Annotated in this window: 12 protein-coding genes; 7 read left to right on the forward strand and 5 right to left on the reverse strand. The window is 66.9% G+C overall.

Features of this window, described 5'->3' with window-relative positions:
• Positions 1-63: 63 nt before the first annotated feature.
• The 6 genes from ACSQ8Y_RS21925 (at position 64) to ACSQ8Y_RS21950 (ending at position 7,504) form a co-directional block, all read left to right on the forward strand.
• Entirely contained in the window at positions 64-522 is a 459-nt protein-coding gene (locus ACSQ8Y_RS21925; RefSeq protein WP_436268538.1) for a cache domain-containing protein, read from the forward strand.
• A 23-nt stretch (positions 523-545) separates the two neighbouring features.
• Positions 546-2,189 (forward strand): methyl-accepting chemotaxis protein, encoded by a 1,644-nt coding sequence (locus ACSQ8Y_RS21930; RefSeq protein WP_436268539.1) that lies wholly within the window; start codon positions 546-548, stop codon positions 2,187-2,189.
• A gap of 157 nt (positions 2,190-2,346) precedes the next feature.
• Positions 2,347-2,931: a LysE family translocator gene (locus ACSQ8Y_RS21935; protein ID WP_436268540.1), complete on the forward strand. Its 585-nt coding sequence runs from the start codon at positions 2,347-2,349 to the stop codon at positions 2,929-2,931.
• A 9-nt stretch (positions 2,932-2,940) separates the two neighbouring features.
• Positions 2,941-4,404 (forward strand): PLP-dependent aminotransferase family protein, encoded by a 1,464-nt coding sequence (locus ACSQ8Y_RS21940; RefSeq protein ID WP_436268541.1) that lies wholly within the window; start codon positions 2,941-2,943, stop codon positions 4,402-4,404.
• A gap of 147 nt (positions 4,405-4,551) precedes the next feature.
• A complete protein-coding gene (locus ACSQ8Y_RS21945; protein ID WP_436268542.1) occupies positions 4,552-5,697 on the forward strand; it encodes a flagellin in 1,146 nt (381 codons plus the stop codon).
• Positions 5,698-5,794: 97 nt separating this feature from the next.
• On the forward strand, positions 5,795-7,504 hold the full coding sequence (locus tag ACSQ8Y_RS21950) for a hypothetical protein (RefSeq protein ID WP_436268543.1): 1,710 nt from the start codon (positions 5,795-5,797) through the stop codon (positions 7,502-7,504).
• 60 nt (positions 7,505-7,564) lie between these two features.
• Here the strand turns inward: ACSQ8Y_RS21950 and ACSQ8Y_RS21955 are convergent, their stop codons facing one another.
• Positions 7,565-8,644 (reverse strand): TraB/GumN family protein, encoded by a 1,080-nt coding sequence (locus ACSQ8Y_RS21955; RefSeq protein ID WP_436268544.1) that lies wholly within the window; start codon positions 8,642-8,644, stop codon positions 7,565-7,567.
• A gap of 231 nt (positions 8,645-8,875) precedes the next feature.
• On the opposite strand from ACSQ8Y_RS21955, the gene ACSQ8Y_RS21960 reads away from it, so the two are divergent.
• Positions 8,876-10,069 carry a dienelactone hydrolase family protein gene (locus ACSQ8Y_RS21960; protein WP_436268545.1) on the forward strand — a complete coding sequence of 398 codons (1,194 nt, stop codon included), beginning with the start codon at positions 8,876-8,878 and terminating at the stop codon, positions 10,067-10,069.
• 109 nt (positions 10,070-10,178) lie between these two features.
• On the opposite strand, the gene ACSQ8Y_RS21965 is transcribed toward ACSQ8Y_RS21960, so the two are convergent.
• From ACSQ8Y_RS21965 to ACSQ8Y_RS21980, 4 genes are all read right to left on the reverse strand, one after another.
• The gene (locus tag ACSQ8Y_RS21965; protein ID WP_436268546.1) at positions 10,179-10,412 is read right to left on the reverse strand and encodes an addiction module protein; all 234 of its coding nucleotides are present in this window, start codon (positions 10,410-10,412) and stop codon (positions 10,179-10,181) included.
• Positions 10,413-10,477: 65 nt separating this feature from the next.
• Positions 10,478-11,911, reverse strand: a complete 1,434-nt coding sequence (locus ACSQ8Y_RS21970; protein WP_436268547.1) for a flagellin — start codon at positions 11,909-11,911, stop codon at positions 10,478-10,480.
• A gap of 72 nt (positions 11,912-11,983) precedes the next feature.
• Positions 11,984-13,675, reverse strand: coding sequence for a tetratricopeptide repeat protein (locus ACSQ8Y_RS21975; RefSeq protein WP_436268548.1), 1,692 nt, complete (start codon positions 13,673-13,675; stop codon positions 11,984-11,986).
• Positions 13,676-13,681: 6 nt separating this feature from the next.
• A complete protein-coding gene (locus tag ACSQ8Y_RS21980; protein ID WP_436268549.1) occupies positions 13,682-15,928 on the reverse strand; it encodes an EAL domain-containing protein in 2,247 nt (748 codons plus the stop codon).
• Between the last annotated feature and the right edge of the window lie 7 nt (positions 15,929-15,935).

Consider the following 15,935-nt stretch of genomic DNA (forward strand, 5'->3'; position numbering starts at 1 on the left):
CTGCACATTTTCATTGCCTTTTAGCAGGCCGCGTCCCTTCCCCCACTTAGAAGCGAGCGCAGCATGAAAAATCTGTTCAAGATCGTCCTGTTGAGTCTTTGCCTGTCCGGTTTCCACGGCGCCGTGGCGGCTGCCGAGAAGGGCACGGCCGAAGAAGCCGTGGCAATGGTGAAGAAAGCCAAGGAGTTCATCAAGAAAAACGGCAAGGAAAAGGCGTTCGCCGAATTCAACAACCCCAGCGGCCAGTTCATCCAGAACGACCTGTACGTCATGGTCTACGACATGGAAGGACTGAACAAGGCACACGGCGGCAACGCCCGCCTGATCGGCAAGAACCTGCTCGACATCAAGGACGCCAACGGTGTCTTCATCGTCAAGGGTTTCATCGAGGTCGCCACGACCAAGGGCAAGGGCTGGGTCGATTACAAGTGGTTCAACAAGGTCAGCAACGCCGTCGAGTCTAAATCGACCTATGTCGAAAAATCCGACGATGTCCTCGTTGGCGTGGGCATCTACAAATAACCGTTGCACCCCGGAGGTGGGCCATGGCTTGGTTGAACGACTTTCGTATCCGTACCCGTCTGCGCTTCGGTTTCGGCGTGATCCTGGCGCTGCTGGTCGCGGTCCTCGTCACTGACAATGTCATCAGCATCAAGAACAGGGAACACCTGTTCGACGGCATCGCGGCCTCCAACGTCAAGGTCGACCTCACGGCGAGGATGAAGGCGGCTCAGCTGGAAGGCGTGGTCGCGATCCGCAGCATCGGCCTGCATACCGAGGCCGCCGCCATGAACCAGGAGCAGGAGCGCCTCAAACAACAGCGCAAGCTGTATGTGGAGGCGCGCGACCAGCTGATGGCGCTGGGGATCTCCGAGGCGGGGCGCCAGGTCTTCGCCAATCTGGCCCGGCTGGACCGGGAACTCGAGGCGCCCACCTCGGACGCGATCGCCCAGGCGCTCGGCTTCAATCCCGATGCCGTGGCCAGCCTGATCTCGACCCGTATCGACCCCTTGTACCGCGCGGTGCTGGTGGAAATGAACAAGCTGGTCGCGCTGCAGAAAGCGGAACAGGACCAGCTGCTGGCGAAAGCCACTGCATCCGGCCAGCAATTGATGTATCTGCTGTCGGTGATCGGCCTGCTCGCGCTGGTGGTCGGCATCGTCTTTTCCCAGCTCATCACAAACAGCATCGTCGCGCCGCTCAACGCCGCGGTCGCCGTCGCGAAGCGGGTTGCCGCCGGCGATTTGAACAGCGATATCCGGACCGGCGGCCGCGATGAAACGGGCGACCTGCTGCAGGCCCTGGACGAGATGAACCGCAGCCTGACCCACATCGTGGGCAAAGTGCGGGGCGGCACCAGCACCATCGCCCAGGTCTCGCAACAAATCGCAAGCAGCAACCAGCATCTGTCGGCGCGCACGGAGCAGCAAGCCAGCGCCCTGGAACAGACAGCGTCTTCGATGGAAGAGCTGACGTCGACCGTCAGGCAAAACGCCGACAACGCCCGGCAGGCCAATCTGCTGGCGCTCGAGGCATCCGGCGTGGCAGTCAAAGGCGGCGCCGTGGTGTCCCAGGTGGTCGACACCATGGGCGCGATCAACGACTCGTCGAAAAAGATCGTCGATATCATCGGCGTGATCAATGGCATCGCCTTTCAAACCAATATCCTGGCCCTGAACGCGGCGGTGGAAGCCGCGCGCGCCGGCGAGCAGGGACGCGGCTTCGCCGTGGTGGCGTCCGAGGTGCGCAACTTGGCCCAGCGTTCGGCCGCCGCCGCCGAGGAAATCAAGCTGCTGATCGGCGCTTCGGTGGAACGCGTGGACGCCGGCGCCAAGCTGGTCAACCAGGCCGGCGCGACGATGAACGACATCGTCAACAGCGTGCGCCGCGTCACCGACATCATGGCCGACATCAGCAACGCCAGCCAGGAACAGACTTCCGGCCTGGAGCAGATCAACCAGGCCATCGCCCAGATGGATGAAGTGACCCAGCAAAATGCCAGGCTGGTGGAAGAGGCGACGGCCGCCGCCGCGTCCCTGCAGGACCAGGCGGGCAGCCTGCTGCAAGTGGTGCGGGTGTTCGCCGTCGACCAGCCCGGCGCGCCGGCGCCAATCATCGAACTGGCGGCGGCCCGCGCCGGAGCGGAGCAGGCAGCCGCGCCCCGGCCTCGTATCGCCCGGGCACGATAGCGATACGGCGGCACCGGACAAGCCGGCGGTCCGTCAAAGGCAACTGTCGCTGTCCCTGGACTGATACAGCATGTGTCTGCCACCTTGGCCTTGTGCCTTGTTGCCGCCGCGCCGCGTCCCTAGACTTGAGCCATTCCCACTCAGCGAATGGCATGCCATGACCGAACTCCTTCCCCTGATGAGCTATTGCCTTGTCATGTCGGCCACGCCCGGGCCGAACAATGTCATGCTTGCCACCACGGGCGCCAATTTTGGCGCGCGCGGCGCGCTGCCGGCCATACTGGGCATCCAGGCCGGCATGTTCGTGCAAACCATACTCATGTGCGCTGGGCTGGGCAGTGTCTTTACGGCCTACCCATGGTTGCAGCAAGTGCTGCGCATCGCTGGATCGCTGTACCTGGTGTTTTTGGCGTGGAAGCTCAGCGGGGCGTCTGTTGGCGGGGCACAAGCCCCGAAGGCGGTGTCGTTTTCCCAGGCTACGGCATTTCAGGCGCTCAATCCCAAGAGTTGGGTGAAGGCCATCACCGTGGCATCGGTATTCATGCCGGCGGGGCACAACACGCTTGTCAGTGCGCTGCTGGTGGCGGTGACGGGCGCCTTGGTGGGAGCGCCTTGCAATGTCGTGTGGGCTTTGTTTGGCGTCTCGATCCGCCGCTTGCTGAAAGATCCGCGCAAGCAGCGTGTATTCAATTTGACCATGGGCGCCATCCTGCTGATCCTGGCCATCCTGTTTTTACGCTAGACTTTCACCATGTTCGCCATCGACCGCTCCTCTCCCATCGCCCTGTCCAAGCAGATTGAGACCAAGTTGCGCCACATGGTCGAGAGCCGGGCCCTGGCCGGCGGCGCCAAGCTGATGTCGATACGCCAGCTGGCCTTGCAGCTGGCCGTCAGCACCAACACCGTCGTGCTGGCCTATGACAGGCTGGTCGCGGCAGGCGTCATCGATACGCACGGCACGGCGGGATTCTTTGTCCGCACGACGAACGACGCCGGCAAGTCCATCCCCGACGAGGTCGCCCTCGAAGCGGGGGCGGAGCAAGAGCCCGTCTGGCTGGCGCAGCAGGCAAATGACCAGCGCGCTGGTGTATTGCAGGCCAGCAGCGGCGCATTGCCGCCAGGCTGGCTGCAAGATGCGGTACCGGCCGCCGCCGTGCAACGGGCCCTGGCCCGCAGCGCCGCCGGCATGGCGTCGCGCTGTCCGCCCCAGGGACTGCCGGAATTGCGCGAGCACATCGCGCTGCTGTTGCGCGGCATAGGCGCCCCCTTTGATGCCGGCCACGTACTCACCACCTTTGGCGGCACCCACGCGATCGACTTGATTTGCCGCAGTTTTTTGCAGGCCGGCGACACCGTGCTGGTGGAAGACCCGGGGTATTTCCTGATGTTCGGCCGCTTGCGCCAGGATGGCATACGCGTGGTGTCCATCAGGCGCGGCCCCGACGGCCTCGACCTTGAGGCATTGGAGGCCGCCTGCCGCGAGCACCGCCCACGCCTGCTGTTCGTGCAGACGGCCTTGCACAACCCCACCGGGTGGAGCAGCAGCGCGGCCAATTTGCACAAGGTCTTGATGTTGGCGCGGCAATACGGTTTCCTGATCGCCGAGGACGACGTGCACGGCCATTTTCAGCAAGGCCACAGTACCCGGCTGGCATCCCTGTCCGGGCTCGACGGGGTGATTTACTACTCCAGCTTTTGCAAGGCGCTGAGCCCCGCCTTGCGCATGGGCTATCTGGCCGCCGCCCCGGCCTTGCTCAAAGTGCTGATGCGGACCAAGATCCATTCCATCATGACGACGCCGGCGCTGAACGAATATGTGCTGCTGGAAGTGCTCAGGGCCGGCAACTTGCGCAAACATCTGGACCGGCTGCAACGCAAGATCATGGTGGCGCGCAACGCCAGCATGCAGCAGCTGGGCGCGGCGGGCGTGCTGTTCGAACAGCCCGGCGATGCGGGCATTTTCTTGTGGGGCACCATGCCGGACGGCCTGGACGTGGACTTGCTGGTGCAGGACGCCTACGCCAACAAGATCCTGCTCATGCGCGGCGCCGCCTTCTCGGCGAACGAGACGCCCGACCGGCACATCCGCTTCAACGTCGCCTTCAGCCAGCATCCACGCCTGAGCAACTACCTGCAGGAGCGCTTGCAGGCCGTGGCCGGAGCGCGCTCAAGTTTGGCACGCGCCAGCGGCGCGGCCACCGGGACTGCGCGCTGAGCAGCAGGACCCGAGGATCCCGGACTGAACGGCCCGGATTCGGCCACAAGATTGCCGTTGCAACGTATCCGCTTAGCAACAAATTGAAAGACTGCTATTGCCTAAAGATAACATCTTGTAAAATGAGGGGAACCCATTCCCTTCCCCATGCTCAGCATCCATACCAATTCGGCCTCGCTGTCGGCACAAGTCTCGCTCGCCCGCACCGAGGGCAGGATGACCCTTGCCATGACGCGGCTGGGTACGGGCTTGCGCGTCAACTCCGCGAAGGACGACGCCGCCGGACTGCAGATCGCCACCCGCTTGTCGGCCGAGCGCCACGGCATGGCGGCCGCGCTGGCCAACATCCAGAAGTCCATGTCCATGCTGCAGACCGCCGAGGGCGCGCTCGATGTCGGCAGCGCGATCCTGATCCGGATGAAGGACCTGGCCACCCAAGCTGCCGACGGCTCCGCTTCGGACGAGGACCGCGTCGCGCTGCAAGCCGAGTACACCTCGCTGACGCATGAATTGAGCCATCTCTCCAGCGCCACCACCTTCGGCGGCGCCAAACTGCTGCTCGGCGATTCCACGGACGAACGCGCCAACGTCGCCGCCGCAGCAGCCAACGCGGCCGCAGCCGCCGGCAACGCCGGGGCCGCGCTGGGCGCCGCCCAAGGCAACCACGCCAACGCCCTCGCCGCCAGCCAGGCCACGCCGACGGTGGCCACACTGGGCGCGCTGGCGGCCGCCACCGGCGCCCTGGCGCAAGCGAACGCGGCTTTCGGCGTGGCGACCACGGCCGCGCTCGATGCCGCCGACTACGCCAACGCGGTGGCTGCGGCGACCGCTGTCGACGGCGTCTTTTCCAAGCCGCTCGACTTCCAGATCGGCGGCGCGCCCGAGCAGGTCATGACGGTCCGGCTGACGGGCCAGCTGACGGCCATGCACGGCGCCTTGCACGGCGCAGCCAGCACTTACGACACCTTCGGCATCGAGCGCAGGGGCACAGGCACCGACCTGGTGATCGCCAGCGCGGCGTCGACCACCATCGCCATGCTGGACGATGCGATCGATGTCGTCGCCCGCGTGCGCTCCTCGCTGGGCGCGGCAGCCAACCGCCTGGACCATGTGGCGTCCAACCTGGAACAGTCCCAGGTCAACAACAGCGCCGCCACCGGGCGCATCATGGACGCCGACTACGCGCAGGAAAGCGCCAGCATGCTGGCTCAGCAAATGCTGATGCAGTCCGGCACTGTCGTGCTGCGCCGGGCCAACCGCATTTCCTCCTTGCTGATGCAGTTGCTGCGTTAGCAGCGACGTCCCGCCTTGAAAACCGCGCTAAAACCGAAGTAAATTCCGTGGCATTTGTGGCAATATGCCACACCTCTCCCATGCCAAGGACAGCCGCATGCGCGTACCCTTCACTTCCCGCTCTTTCCGGCGCTTGACCGCCATCGCGCTGTCGCTCTCGGTGATGGGCGCGTGCAGCATGCTGCCGCTGCGGATCGACGACACGGCCAGCGCGCCCGTGCTCGACGGCTTCGGCGCGGGCAGCCTGCTGCCGTCGCAAGGCAACGAGGCGGCGCGCCGCCTGTTCGCGCAAGGCATGGCCCAGGTCTACGCCTTCAACGGGCCGGAAGCCATCCGCGCCTTCAAGGCGGCGCTGGCGCAGGATCCGGACTGCGCGCTGTGCGCCTGGGGCGTGGCCTACCAGATGGGACCGAACATCAACGACACCAAGCGGCACGACCTGCGCGAAGCGGTGAAGTACGTGGACTATGCGATGCGGCGCAGCGCCGGCGCCTCGCCGCGCGACCTGGCGCTGATCGGGTCGCTGGCGCTGCGCTACGGCCATGCCAGCACGGCGCGCGAGACCGCGCCGCTGAAGGCCGAGGTGTGCGGCCCGGGCGGCGCGGAGCGCGCCGACCCGCTCGACATCGCCTACGCCGGGCGCGTGCGCGAACTGGCCGAGCGCCACCCGGACGACGCCGACCTGCTGTCCATCTACGCCGAGGCCGAAATGGTGGCCACCACCGGCGACTGGTGGGACCGCGACAGCGGCAAGCCGGCCGGCCGCATCGGCGAACTGGCCGGCATGCTGGAAGCCGGCCTGGCACGCCATCCCGGGCATGTCGGCCTGAACCACTACATGATCCACGCGGTCGACGCGGTGCAGGTGGCCGCCCGCGCCGTGCCGGCCGCCGACCGGCTGGGCCGGCTGGCGCCGAAGTCGCCGCACCTGCTGCACATGCCGTCCCACACCTATGCCCAGGTGGGACGCTACGCCGACGCCACCCGCGTCAACCAGCAGGCGCTGGCGGCCGACGAGGCCATGATGCAGGAATTGAAGCGGCAGGGTTTCAAGGACAGCAAGGACTGGCGCGGCCACAACCGCCACTTCCAGTGGTACGCGGCGCTGATGGAAGGGCGTGCCGAACTGGCGCTCAAGACGGCGCGCGCGGCCGCGCTGGCGGCCAAGGGTGACCACGAGTACGCCGAGTACGTGCGCAGCCTGCCGATGCTGACGCTGCTGCACCTGCAGCGCTGGGACGCGCTGCTGAAGGAGCCGCTGCCGGGCGGCGGCAAGGGCATGGCGGCGGTGCTGGGCGACATGGCGCAGGGCATCGCCCAGGCCCGCAGCGGCCTAACCGGCGAGGCCAGGGCCGCGCTGGCGCGCCTGGAGCCGGCGGCCGCCAAGCTGGCCCGGCAATACACGGGGCAGGACTTCATGGGCAAGATGGTGCGCAGCCTGGTCAACACCGCGCAAGCGCAGTTGCGGGCGGAAATCGCGCTGGCCGACCAGCAGACCGACGACGCGCTGGCGCGGCAGACAGAGGCCGTGGCCGCGTCGCTGGACGCCGACGGCTTCGAACCGCCTATGCTGGCCAGCGGACCACGCCAGCGCCTGGGCGCGATGCAGTTGCAGGCAGGGCGCCACGCGGCCGCCGAACAAAGCTACCGCGCCGACCTGGCCCGCCATCCGGGCAGCGGCTGGGCCTTGCAGGGACTGGCCAGGGCGCTGGCGGCGCAAGGCAAGCAGGCCGAGGCGCAAACCGTCAGCGTCGATCTGGATCGCAGCTGGGCGGTGGCCGACAGCGGCTTGCGCACGCCGCAGTAGTCAAGGTATAAACCGGATCCGGCGCGACGCGCAAGCCAAGCCTGCCCAAAACTGATCCGCTCAGTCCGGGCTTTCCACCTTGTAGCCCCTGGCCTCCAGCGCGGCGATGTAGCCTTGCGGGCCGAGTATGTCCTTCAAATGCAGCATGGCGAAGGTGCTGGCGTTGGCCGCCAGCGCCTTTTCCGCCGCCGCCATCCACGCCGCCCGCGCGCGCGCTTCCATGTCCTTGAAAGCCGGCTGGTCCTTGACGAAGGCGGCGTTGCGCATGGCGTCGTCGCATGCGGCGCGGTGGTCGGCAAAGCTCAGCTTCTGGATCCCTGCCAGGTCGCCCTTGGACCAGGCGTTGGCGCGCACGCGCATGGCGTCGAGGTCGCTTTCCAGCCGTTCCAGCGTCTTCGAGAAACAGGCCACGTCCTCCAGCGGCGAATTCTTGAACTTCCTGATCATCCTGGCCGGATCGTCCACCTCCAATTCGATCCGGGGCGAGGTCACCTTCAGCTTGTTCTTCTTGATCTGCTGGTCGATCGCGGCGCGCACTTCGTAGCCGTTCGACAGGCCGGCGTGCTTCAGGCCGGCGCGGTACAAGGTCTCGGCCGCGAAGATCGGGCGCTCGCGCTCGATGCCGTCGTTGTCGCCGAGGTATTTGCCCTTCAGCGTCTGCCAGCGCGCGTAGACGTCGGCCGGCAAAACGTCCTTCAGCGTGGCGCCGTCGGGATTTTTCTTGATGCCGATCACGTAGGGCAGCAGGGTGATGCCGCGCAGCCAGCCCACATGCGCGGACGCGCCGGGCTCTTCCAGTACTTCCTGCGACTGTGCCAGGATGGTTTCCACCTGCTGCGAGCGCCACACCATTTTCTGCGGCAGCGGCCCGTAGGTGCCGAACACCCACAGTACATGCTCGTCCTTGGATACCTTCCACAAGCCCGGCCCCGGGCGCTGGCCTGCCACCAGGATTTTCTCGCCGGCGGGGTCGGTGGCCTCGGCTACTTCGCCGGGGTCAGCCGGCGGCGTGCCGGCGGGGGCGGCCGAGACGGCGGCGGCGGGAGCGGGAACGGCTGCGGAGCCGGGGGCGGCGGACTGGGACTTGGCGGCCCCGCTCAGCGCGATCAGGCACAGCGCGGGGATCGCACGGGAAAGCATGTGGGAATGCAGGCGGCGAAGCAGGCCTTGGAACATGGGCACCATCCTTTCTATTGAGCACCCAAGATTACTGTTTTTGCACTTGTAAGTCGTAAATATTTCAGTATGTTACAAAGTTGCCTGAATGCGAATGCGGGGCCCGATGCACGCACGGCGCAATCCGGCCCGTTAGCGTTGACACCACCCCGCTTTGCCTTTAGATTCACCCGCACGTCCGTACCAGCATACGCCATGAAGAAACGTCTTTTCCGCATTGCCACCATCGCTGCGATAACCATCGTCGCAGCCGCGCCGGCCGCCGCGCAGGATTACCAGCGCGCAGGCGTCGAGCACAACATGCCCGTGTTCCAGCAGGCCTTGAAGGCCAGGCTGAGCTTTCCGATGGCGTGGACGCCGCAGGTGAAGGACTTGCCCGCCTGGCGCAGCGCGGGCCGCGCCAAGCTGTGGGAGCTGACGCTGCAGGCGCCCGACAGCACGCCTTACGCGCCGCAGCTGATCGCCGCGACAGACCGTGGCAGTTATGTGGCGCGGCAAGTGGTGTTCAACCTCACCGCCGACAGCCGCGTGCGCGCGCTGATGCTGGTACCCAAGGGCACGGGCCCCTTCCCCGCCGCGCTGATGCTGCACGACCATGGCGGCAAGTTCGACATCGGCAAGGAAAAAGCGATCGAGCCATGGGGCGGCACGCCGCAGGACACGGCGCGGCTGGCGGCGTCGCAGGCCTGGGCCGTCAAGCATTTCTCCGGCCGCTATCCGGGCGATGCGCTGGCCAGGCGCGGCTACGTGGTGCTGGCGGTGGACGCGCTGGGCTGGGGCGACCGCGGCCCGCTGACCGGCGACACGCAGCAGGCGCTGGCGGCCAATGCATTTAATCTGGGCAGCTCGCTGGCCGGCATCATGGCCATGGAGGACGCCCGCGCGGCCGGCTTCCTCGCTGCGCAGCCGGAAGTGGACAGCCGCAAGGTGGCGGCCATCGGTTTCTCCATGGGGGCCTTCCGCGCCTGGCAGGTGGCGGCGCTGTCGGACGCGGTGACGGCCGTGGTGGCGTCGAACTGGATGGCCACCACCGAGGGCCTGATGGTGCCCGGCAACAATCAGCTGCGCGGCAGTTCGGCGTGGAACATGCTGCATCCCGGCCTGCTGCGGCAGATGGACTTCCCCGACGTGGCCAGCCTGGCCGCGCCCAAGCCTGCGCTGTTCTTCGCCGGCGCCGAGGACAAGCTGTTCCCTGCCGCGTCGGTGCAAGCGGCCTACGGCAAGATGGCCAAGGTATGGCAAGCGTGGAACGCGGCCGACAAGTTCGAGGCCCGCCTGCTGCCCGGCGGCCACGTCTTTCCACAGGAATCGCAAGATGCCGCCTACGACTGGCTGGACCGCCAGTTCGGCCGCGCGCCCGTCACCCAGCCGGCCCCAAGCAAGAACTAGCGTCTTGCCTGCCAATCCAGCAGCGTCGCTGCAAGCTTGCGGGAGATATTGACGTAGTACTGCATTGCGTCCCGAAGCTCTCGCTCCGCATCGGCATGAATCCGAACCTTCACGGCCGGGAAAACTCTGCCGCCAGGCGCTTCAAAACTTCTGTTGCGTCGCTGGCGGTGGAGTCGCCCTGCGCCAGCGACGCAAGCCGTTGCTGCACTTCTTGCGCCCAAGCTGCCTCCCATGCTGCATCGTCGATGCAGGCGGATGCCAGCAGTTCCTCGGCGAGCGCGATTTTCTCCGGTGCCGTCAGCATCGCAAGTTGCTCAATCAGTGTTTTGGCGGTCGCGCTCATGGCATAGGCTCCACAAATCCATTCCGATATTGTACGGACTACGCCGAGGCTTGTCTTGACGCCGCTCAGCGCAGCAGCGCCAGCACCTGGCTTTGCGAGCTGTGGGCCTGGGCGACCATGGCAATGCCGGCTTGCTGCAAAATCTGGCTGCGGGTCAGTTCCATGGTCTCGCTGGCGTAGTCGGTGTCGAGGATGCGCGAACGGGCGGCGGCCAGGTTGAGCGCGCCCGTCTGCAGGTTGCCGTAGGCGGCGCTCATCCGGTTCTCGGCCGCGCCCAAGGTGGCGCGCAGGCCATTGATGATGTCGAGTTTGCCGTCCACGTAATCCAGCACGGCCGAGGCCGACGCGGCGCTGCCGACATCGACCGGCGGGTCGCCCGAGCCGACCGCCCGCAGCACCGTGACGAACTGGCCGGTGCCGATGGGCGCGATGGTGCCGGCCGCAAAGCCGGCCGCACCCGGATTGTTGCCGCCGATTACCAGGCTGCCCGGCTCGACTTCGGCGAAGCCGCTCACCGCCACGACGCCGCGCGCGGTGCCGTTGTTGATGCCCAGGCCGCCGCTGGCGCCGGTCACGCTGATGTCGCGCCCGTCGGCCGCCGTCAGGGTCAAGGTGTTGCCGCTGGCGCTGGCCGACACGCCGGCCCCGGCGCCGCTGATGGCCGCCGCCGCCGCCGCCGCGAAGGCGCTGGCGTTGCCGCCGGCGAAGGCGCCGATGGCAACGCCGTTGATCTCCAAGGCGCCGGCAGCCACCACGCCGGCGCCGCCCGCGTTGCCGGTCACCGTGGTGGTGGCGGTGGCTGCCAGGCCGGCCGGGTTGGCGGCGTTGATGGCGGTCGCCACGGCATAGGCGCTGACCCGGCTCTGTCCCACGCCCGGCCCGTCCACCGTGGCGGCTATGGCCGTGCCGTTGATGGTCAGGTCGCCCGTCTGCAGGCCGGAAACGGCGCCGCCGGTGGAATTGATCTGGCGCAGCTCGACGTCGACCGGCTTCACCTGGGTCTGGTTGACCGGCAGCACCGCCGGCAAGGTCAGCTGCACGCTCTGGCCGGCCCCCGCGCCGACCTGGAAGGTTTCGTTGAAGCGGCCGTCCAGCAGCTTGTGGCCGTTGAAATTGGCCTGCCCCAGGATCTCGTAATTGGCCTTCATCAGCGCGTCGACTTCGCCCTGCAGGGCCTGGCGGTCGCTGGCGCTGTAGGTGCCGTTGGCGGCCTGCACCGCCAGCTCGCGGATGCGCTGGAAATTGTCCGTCACCTGCCCGGCCGCCCCTTGCGCGACCTGCAACATTGATATGCCGTCACTGGCATTCTGCGCGGCGCGGTTCATGCCGTTGATGCTGGCCGTCATGCGCTGCGAGATGGCCAGTCCGGCCGCGTCGTCGCGCGCCGAATTGATGCGCTGGCCGCTGGAGAGCCGCACCATGCTGCCGCCAACCGACGCCGCCGCCCGCGCAAGGCTGCGCTGGGCGGTCAGTGAATCAAGGTTGGAATTGATTTGCATGGTCGATGGATAGACGGTTCTCCATCGGGTTAACGGCCTGAAAGCCAGGCAACTTTAACCAAGGCAACAAATTCAGGCGACGATGTGGGCGGCGGTCGGGCTGGACAGTGGGCTGGACAGTGGGCTGGATAGCGGGCCGGACGCCGGGGCCGGCAGTTGCTCGACCCGTTCGCGCAGCTGCGCCAGCTGGGGCGCATCCATGCGGCCGGCGGCGGCCTGCAGGTATTTGCCGGCGCCGGGCACGCCGCCGCGCTCGGCCATGGACAGCCACAGCCAGGCTTGCGCCATATCGGCCGCCACGCCCTGGCCGCTGTAATACATCAGGCCGACGTTGAACTGGGCCCGCGCGTGGCCCTGCGCCGCCGCCTTCTGATACCAGGCCAGCGCCTCGCCGTAGTCGCGCAGCAGGCCGTGGCCGGTGTCGTAGCGCAGTGCCAGCGCGAACTGGGCCAGCGCGTGGCCCTGCTCGGCCGCCTTGCGGTACCAGAAGCCGGCCTGCACGCAGTCCGGCGCCGGACCGTCGTCGCTGTCGAGCAGCTGGCCCAGCATGTACTGCGCGGCCGCGTATTCCTGTTCGGCCGCCTTGCGGTACCAGGCCAGCGCCTTGCGCCCGTCCCGCGGCACGCCGCGCCCGGTTTCATAGCGCAGGCCGAGGTCGAACTGGGCCCGCAGATGGCCCTGGTCGGCCGCCTTGCGGTACCAGAACACGGCTTCCTGCGCGTCGGCAAGCACGCCGTGACCGTTGTCATATAGCAAACCCAGGTGGTACTGGGCGGCCGGGAAGCCCTGCTCGGCCGCCTTGCGGTACCACAGCTGCGCCTGCTCAAAATCCTGCGCCACACCCTGGCCGTGGTCGTAGCGCAGGCCGAGGTTGTTCTGCGCCGCCGCGTGGCCCAGGCCGGCCGCCTTGCGGTACCAGTGCAGCGCCTTCTGCTCGTCGCGCGGCACGCCCTGGCCGCCGCTGCTGCCGTTGTCGTAGATCAGCCCCAGGTTGAACTGCGAGCTGGCGTGGTCCTGCTCGGCGGCGCAGCGGTACCACTGGACGGCCTGCTGGCTGTCCTGCGGCACGCCGTCGCCCTTGTCGTAGCGCAGCGCCAGGTTGAACTGGGCCGGCGCATAGCCCTGGTTGGCCGCCTTGCGGTACCAGGACATGGCCTGATGCACATCCTTGGGCACGCCCTGCCCGTTGTCGTAGCGCAGCCCGAGGTTGAACTGGGCCCGCGCATAGCCTTGCTCGGCCGCCTTGCGGTACCAGTTGATGGCTTGCCTGAAGTCCTGCGGCACGCCTTTGCCGGTGTCGTACATCATGCCCAGGTTGTTCTGCGCGCCGGCGTCGCCCTGCTCGGCTGCCTTGCTGAACCAGTGCATGGCCTGCTGGGTGTCCTGCGGCAGGCCCTGGCCCTTGGCGTACATCCAGCCCAGGTTGTACTGGGCGGCGGCATAGCCCTGCTCGGCCGACAGCTGGTACCAGCGCGCCGCCTCGGCAAGATTCTGCGGCAGGCCCTGGCCCTTCTGGCACATCACGCCCAGGTTGTACTGCGCGTGCTCCAGGCCCGCCGTGGCGGCCTGGCGATACCAGGCCACGGCCAGCTCGAAACTCTGCGCCACGCCCTGGCCGTTGAAATACATGAAGCCCAGGCTGTGCTGGGCGTTGGCCACGCCGCGCTCGGCCAGGTCCTTAACGCGCAGGAATTCGGCGGTGAAATTGTCCGGCCCCGTGCCGACGCCGGGGGCATGCGCTTCGGAGGCCGAGAACTTTTGCATGGCCGTTTACGCCTGGACCGCGACCATGGGCGGCGCCAGGTGCGGCAGCTGCTGCTGCGCCTGTTGCCACCGGGCCGCCAGTTCGACGCCGCCCTGGCTTTGCAGCACGGCGATGAAACTGGTCAGCGAAATCGGACGGAAATACAGATAGCCCTGCATCGTGGTGCAGCCGTTGGCCTGCAGGTAGCGCGCCTGCACCTCGGTCTCCACGCCTTCGGCCACCAGGTGCAGGCCGAGGCCGCGCGCGATCGAGATGATGGCCAGGATCACCGGATAGTGGCCCTGCTCGTCGTGGATCTCCTTGACGAAGGACTGGTCGATCTTGATGGTGTGGATGGGGAAGCGGTGCAGATAGGACAGCGACGAGTAACCGGTGCCGAAATCGTCGATCGCCACCGACACGCCCAGCTGGCACAGCTTGTTGAGCTGCTCGATCGCGTACAGCGGATTGCGGATGCAGATGTTCTCGGTGATCTCGACCTCGATCTGCGCCGGCGATATGCCGTAGCGCGTCAGCGCGCCGCGCATCTTCTCGAAGAAGTCGCCCCGGTCCAGGTATTGCGGCGACAGGTTGAGCGACAGGCGCAGCGCCTCGCCGCCGGCCGCGTTCCACTGCACCAGGTCGCGGCACAGCGCGCCCAGCATCCAGTCCGAGATCGGCAGCATCAGGCCGTTCTCCTCGGCGAAGGGCAGGAACTCGCCGGCCGACAGCAGGCCGCGCTGCGGATGGTTCCAGCGCATCAGGCCCTCGGCGCCGATGATGCGGCCGCTGGCCACGTCGATCTGCGGCTGGTAGTACATTTCCAGTTCGTTCTGCTCCAGCGCGCGGCGCAAGGCCTGCTCCAGCGCGATCTTCTGGTGCGACATGTCCAGCATCGAGTTGTGGTAGAAGCTGTGGCCGTTCTTGCCCAGCGCCTTGACCTGGTACATGGCGATGTCGGCGTGGCGCAGCAGCTCGTCGATGCTCTCGCCGTCGCCCGGGTAGATGGCGATGCCGATCGAGGCCGAGATGTGCACCTGGTGGCCGTCCAGGTCGAAGGGCTTTTGCAGGCTCTCCAGGAACTTCTCGGCGATCACCTTGGCGTCGCCGCGGTCGCGCAGCTCCGGCAGCACGATGGTGAACTCGTCGCCGCCCTGGCGCGCCAGCGTGTCGCCCCTGCGCAGGCATTCCTTCAGGCGCAGCGCCGCCTGCTGCAGCAGCTCGTCGCCCTTGACGTGGCCCAGCGTGTCGTTGACCAGCTTGAAGCGGTCCAGGTCGACGAACATCACGGCCAGCTCGGTGAGCTTGCGCTTGGCCTGGATCACGGCCAGTCCGAGCCTGTCCTTGAACAGCATGCGGTTCGGCAGGTCGGTCAGGATGTCGTGGTAGGCCTGGTAGGAGATCACTTCCTCGGCGCGCTTGCGGTCCGTGATGTCGCGCGCCACGCCGTAGATGCCGAACTGCTCGTGCCGCAGCTGGTCAGCGACATGGACGCCGATGGCGTTCATCGACATCGTCATCAGGGTGTTGCTGAAGGTGCGCTCGACGCCGTTGCCCTTGCACTTCAGGCGCAGCTCCACGTTGCGCGAAGTGCGCTCGTCCGGGCGGCGCTCATTGAACACATAGCGCGCGCGTTCCAGGTCCTCGTCGTGTATCAGCACCGAATAGTGCTTTCCCAGCAGTTCCTCCCGCGCGAAGCCGAGCAGCTGCTGGGCGCGGTCGTTGACGAAGGTGAACAGGCCGTCGTGGTTCAGGGTGTAGATGATGTCCGGCGAACTGTCGACCAGGTTGCGGTACATGCGCTCGGAATTCTCCAGGCGCGAGGCGATGCGTTCGTTGTCCACCGCCAGGCGGCGCTGCGCCAGCGCGTTCTCCACCGTCTTGAGCAGCTCCTCGCGGCTGTAGGGCTTGCGCAGGTAGTCGTAGGCGCCGCGTTTGAGCGCGCCGATGGCGGCCTCGATGCCGACGTCGCCGCTCATCACGATGACGTCGCAGGCGATGCCCTTGCTGTTCATGAAGTCCATGATTTCATGGCCGCTCATGTCCGGCAGGCGCAGGTCCAGCAGCACCAGGTCGAACTGCAGTTTGGTCAGCTGCGCCAGCGCCTCGCTGCCGCAGGTGGCGGTCACCAGCTGGTAGTCGCGGTCGCGCAGCAGCTCGTAGAGGGAGGACAGCAGGCGCGGTTCGTCGTCCACCAGCAGCAGGCGCGGACTGTAGTCGTGCGCCAGGGGTGCGTCGCTTGCCAGATGCAGGGTTTGGGCGTTGGCATTCATCGCGTTA

Origin of the sequence: Pseudoduganella sp. LjRoot289, from assembly GCF_964252925.1 — a bacterium.
In the GTDB taxonomy this organism is placed as follows: domain Bacteria; phylum Pseudomonadota; class Gammaproteobacteria; order Burkholderiales; family Burkholderiaceae_D; genus Rugamonas.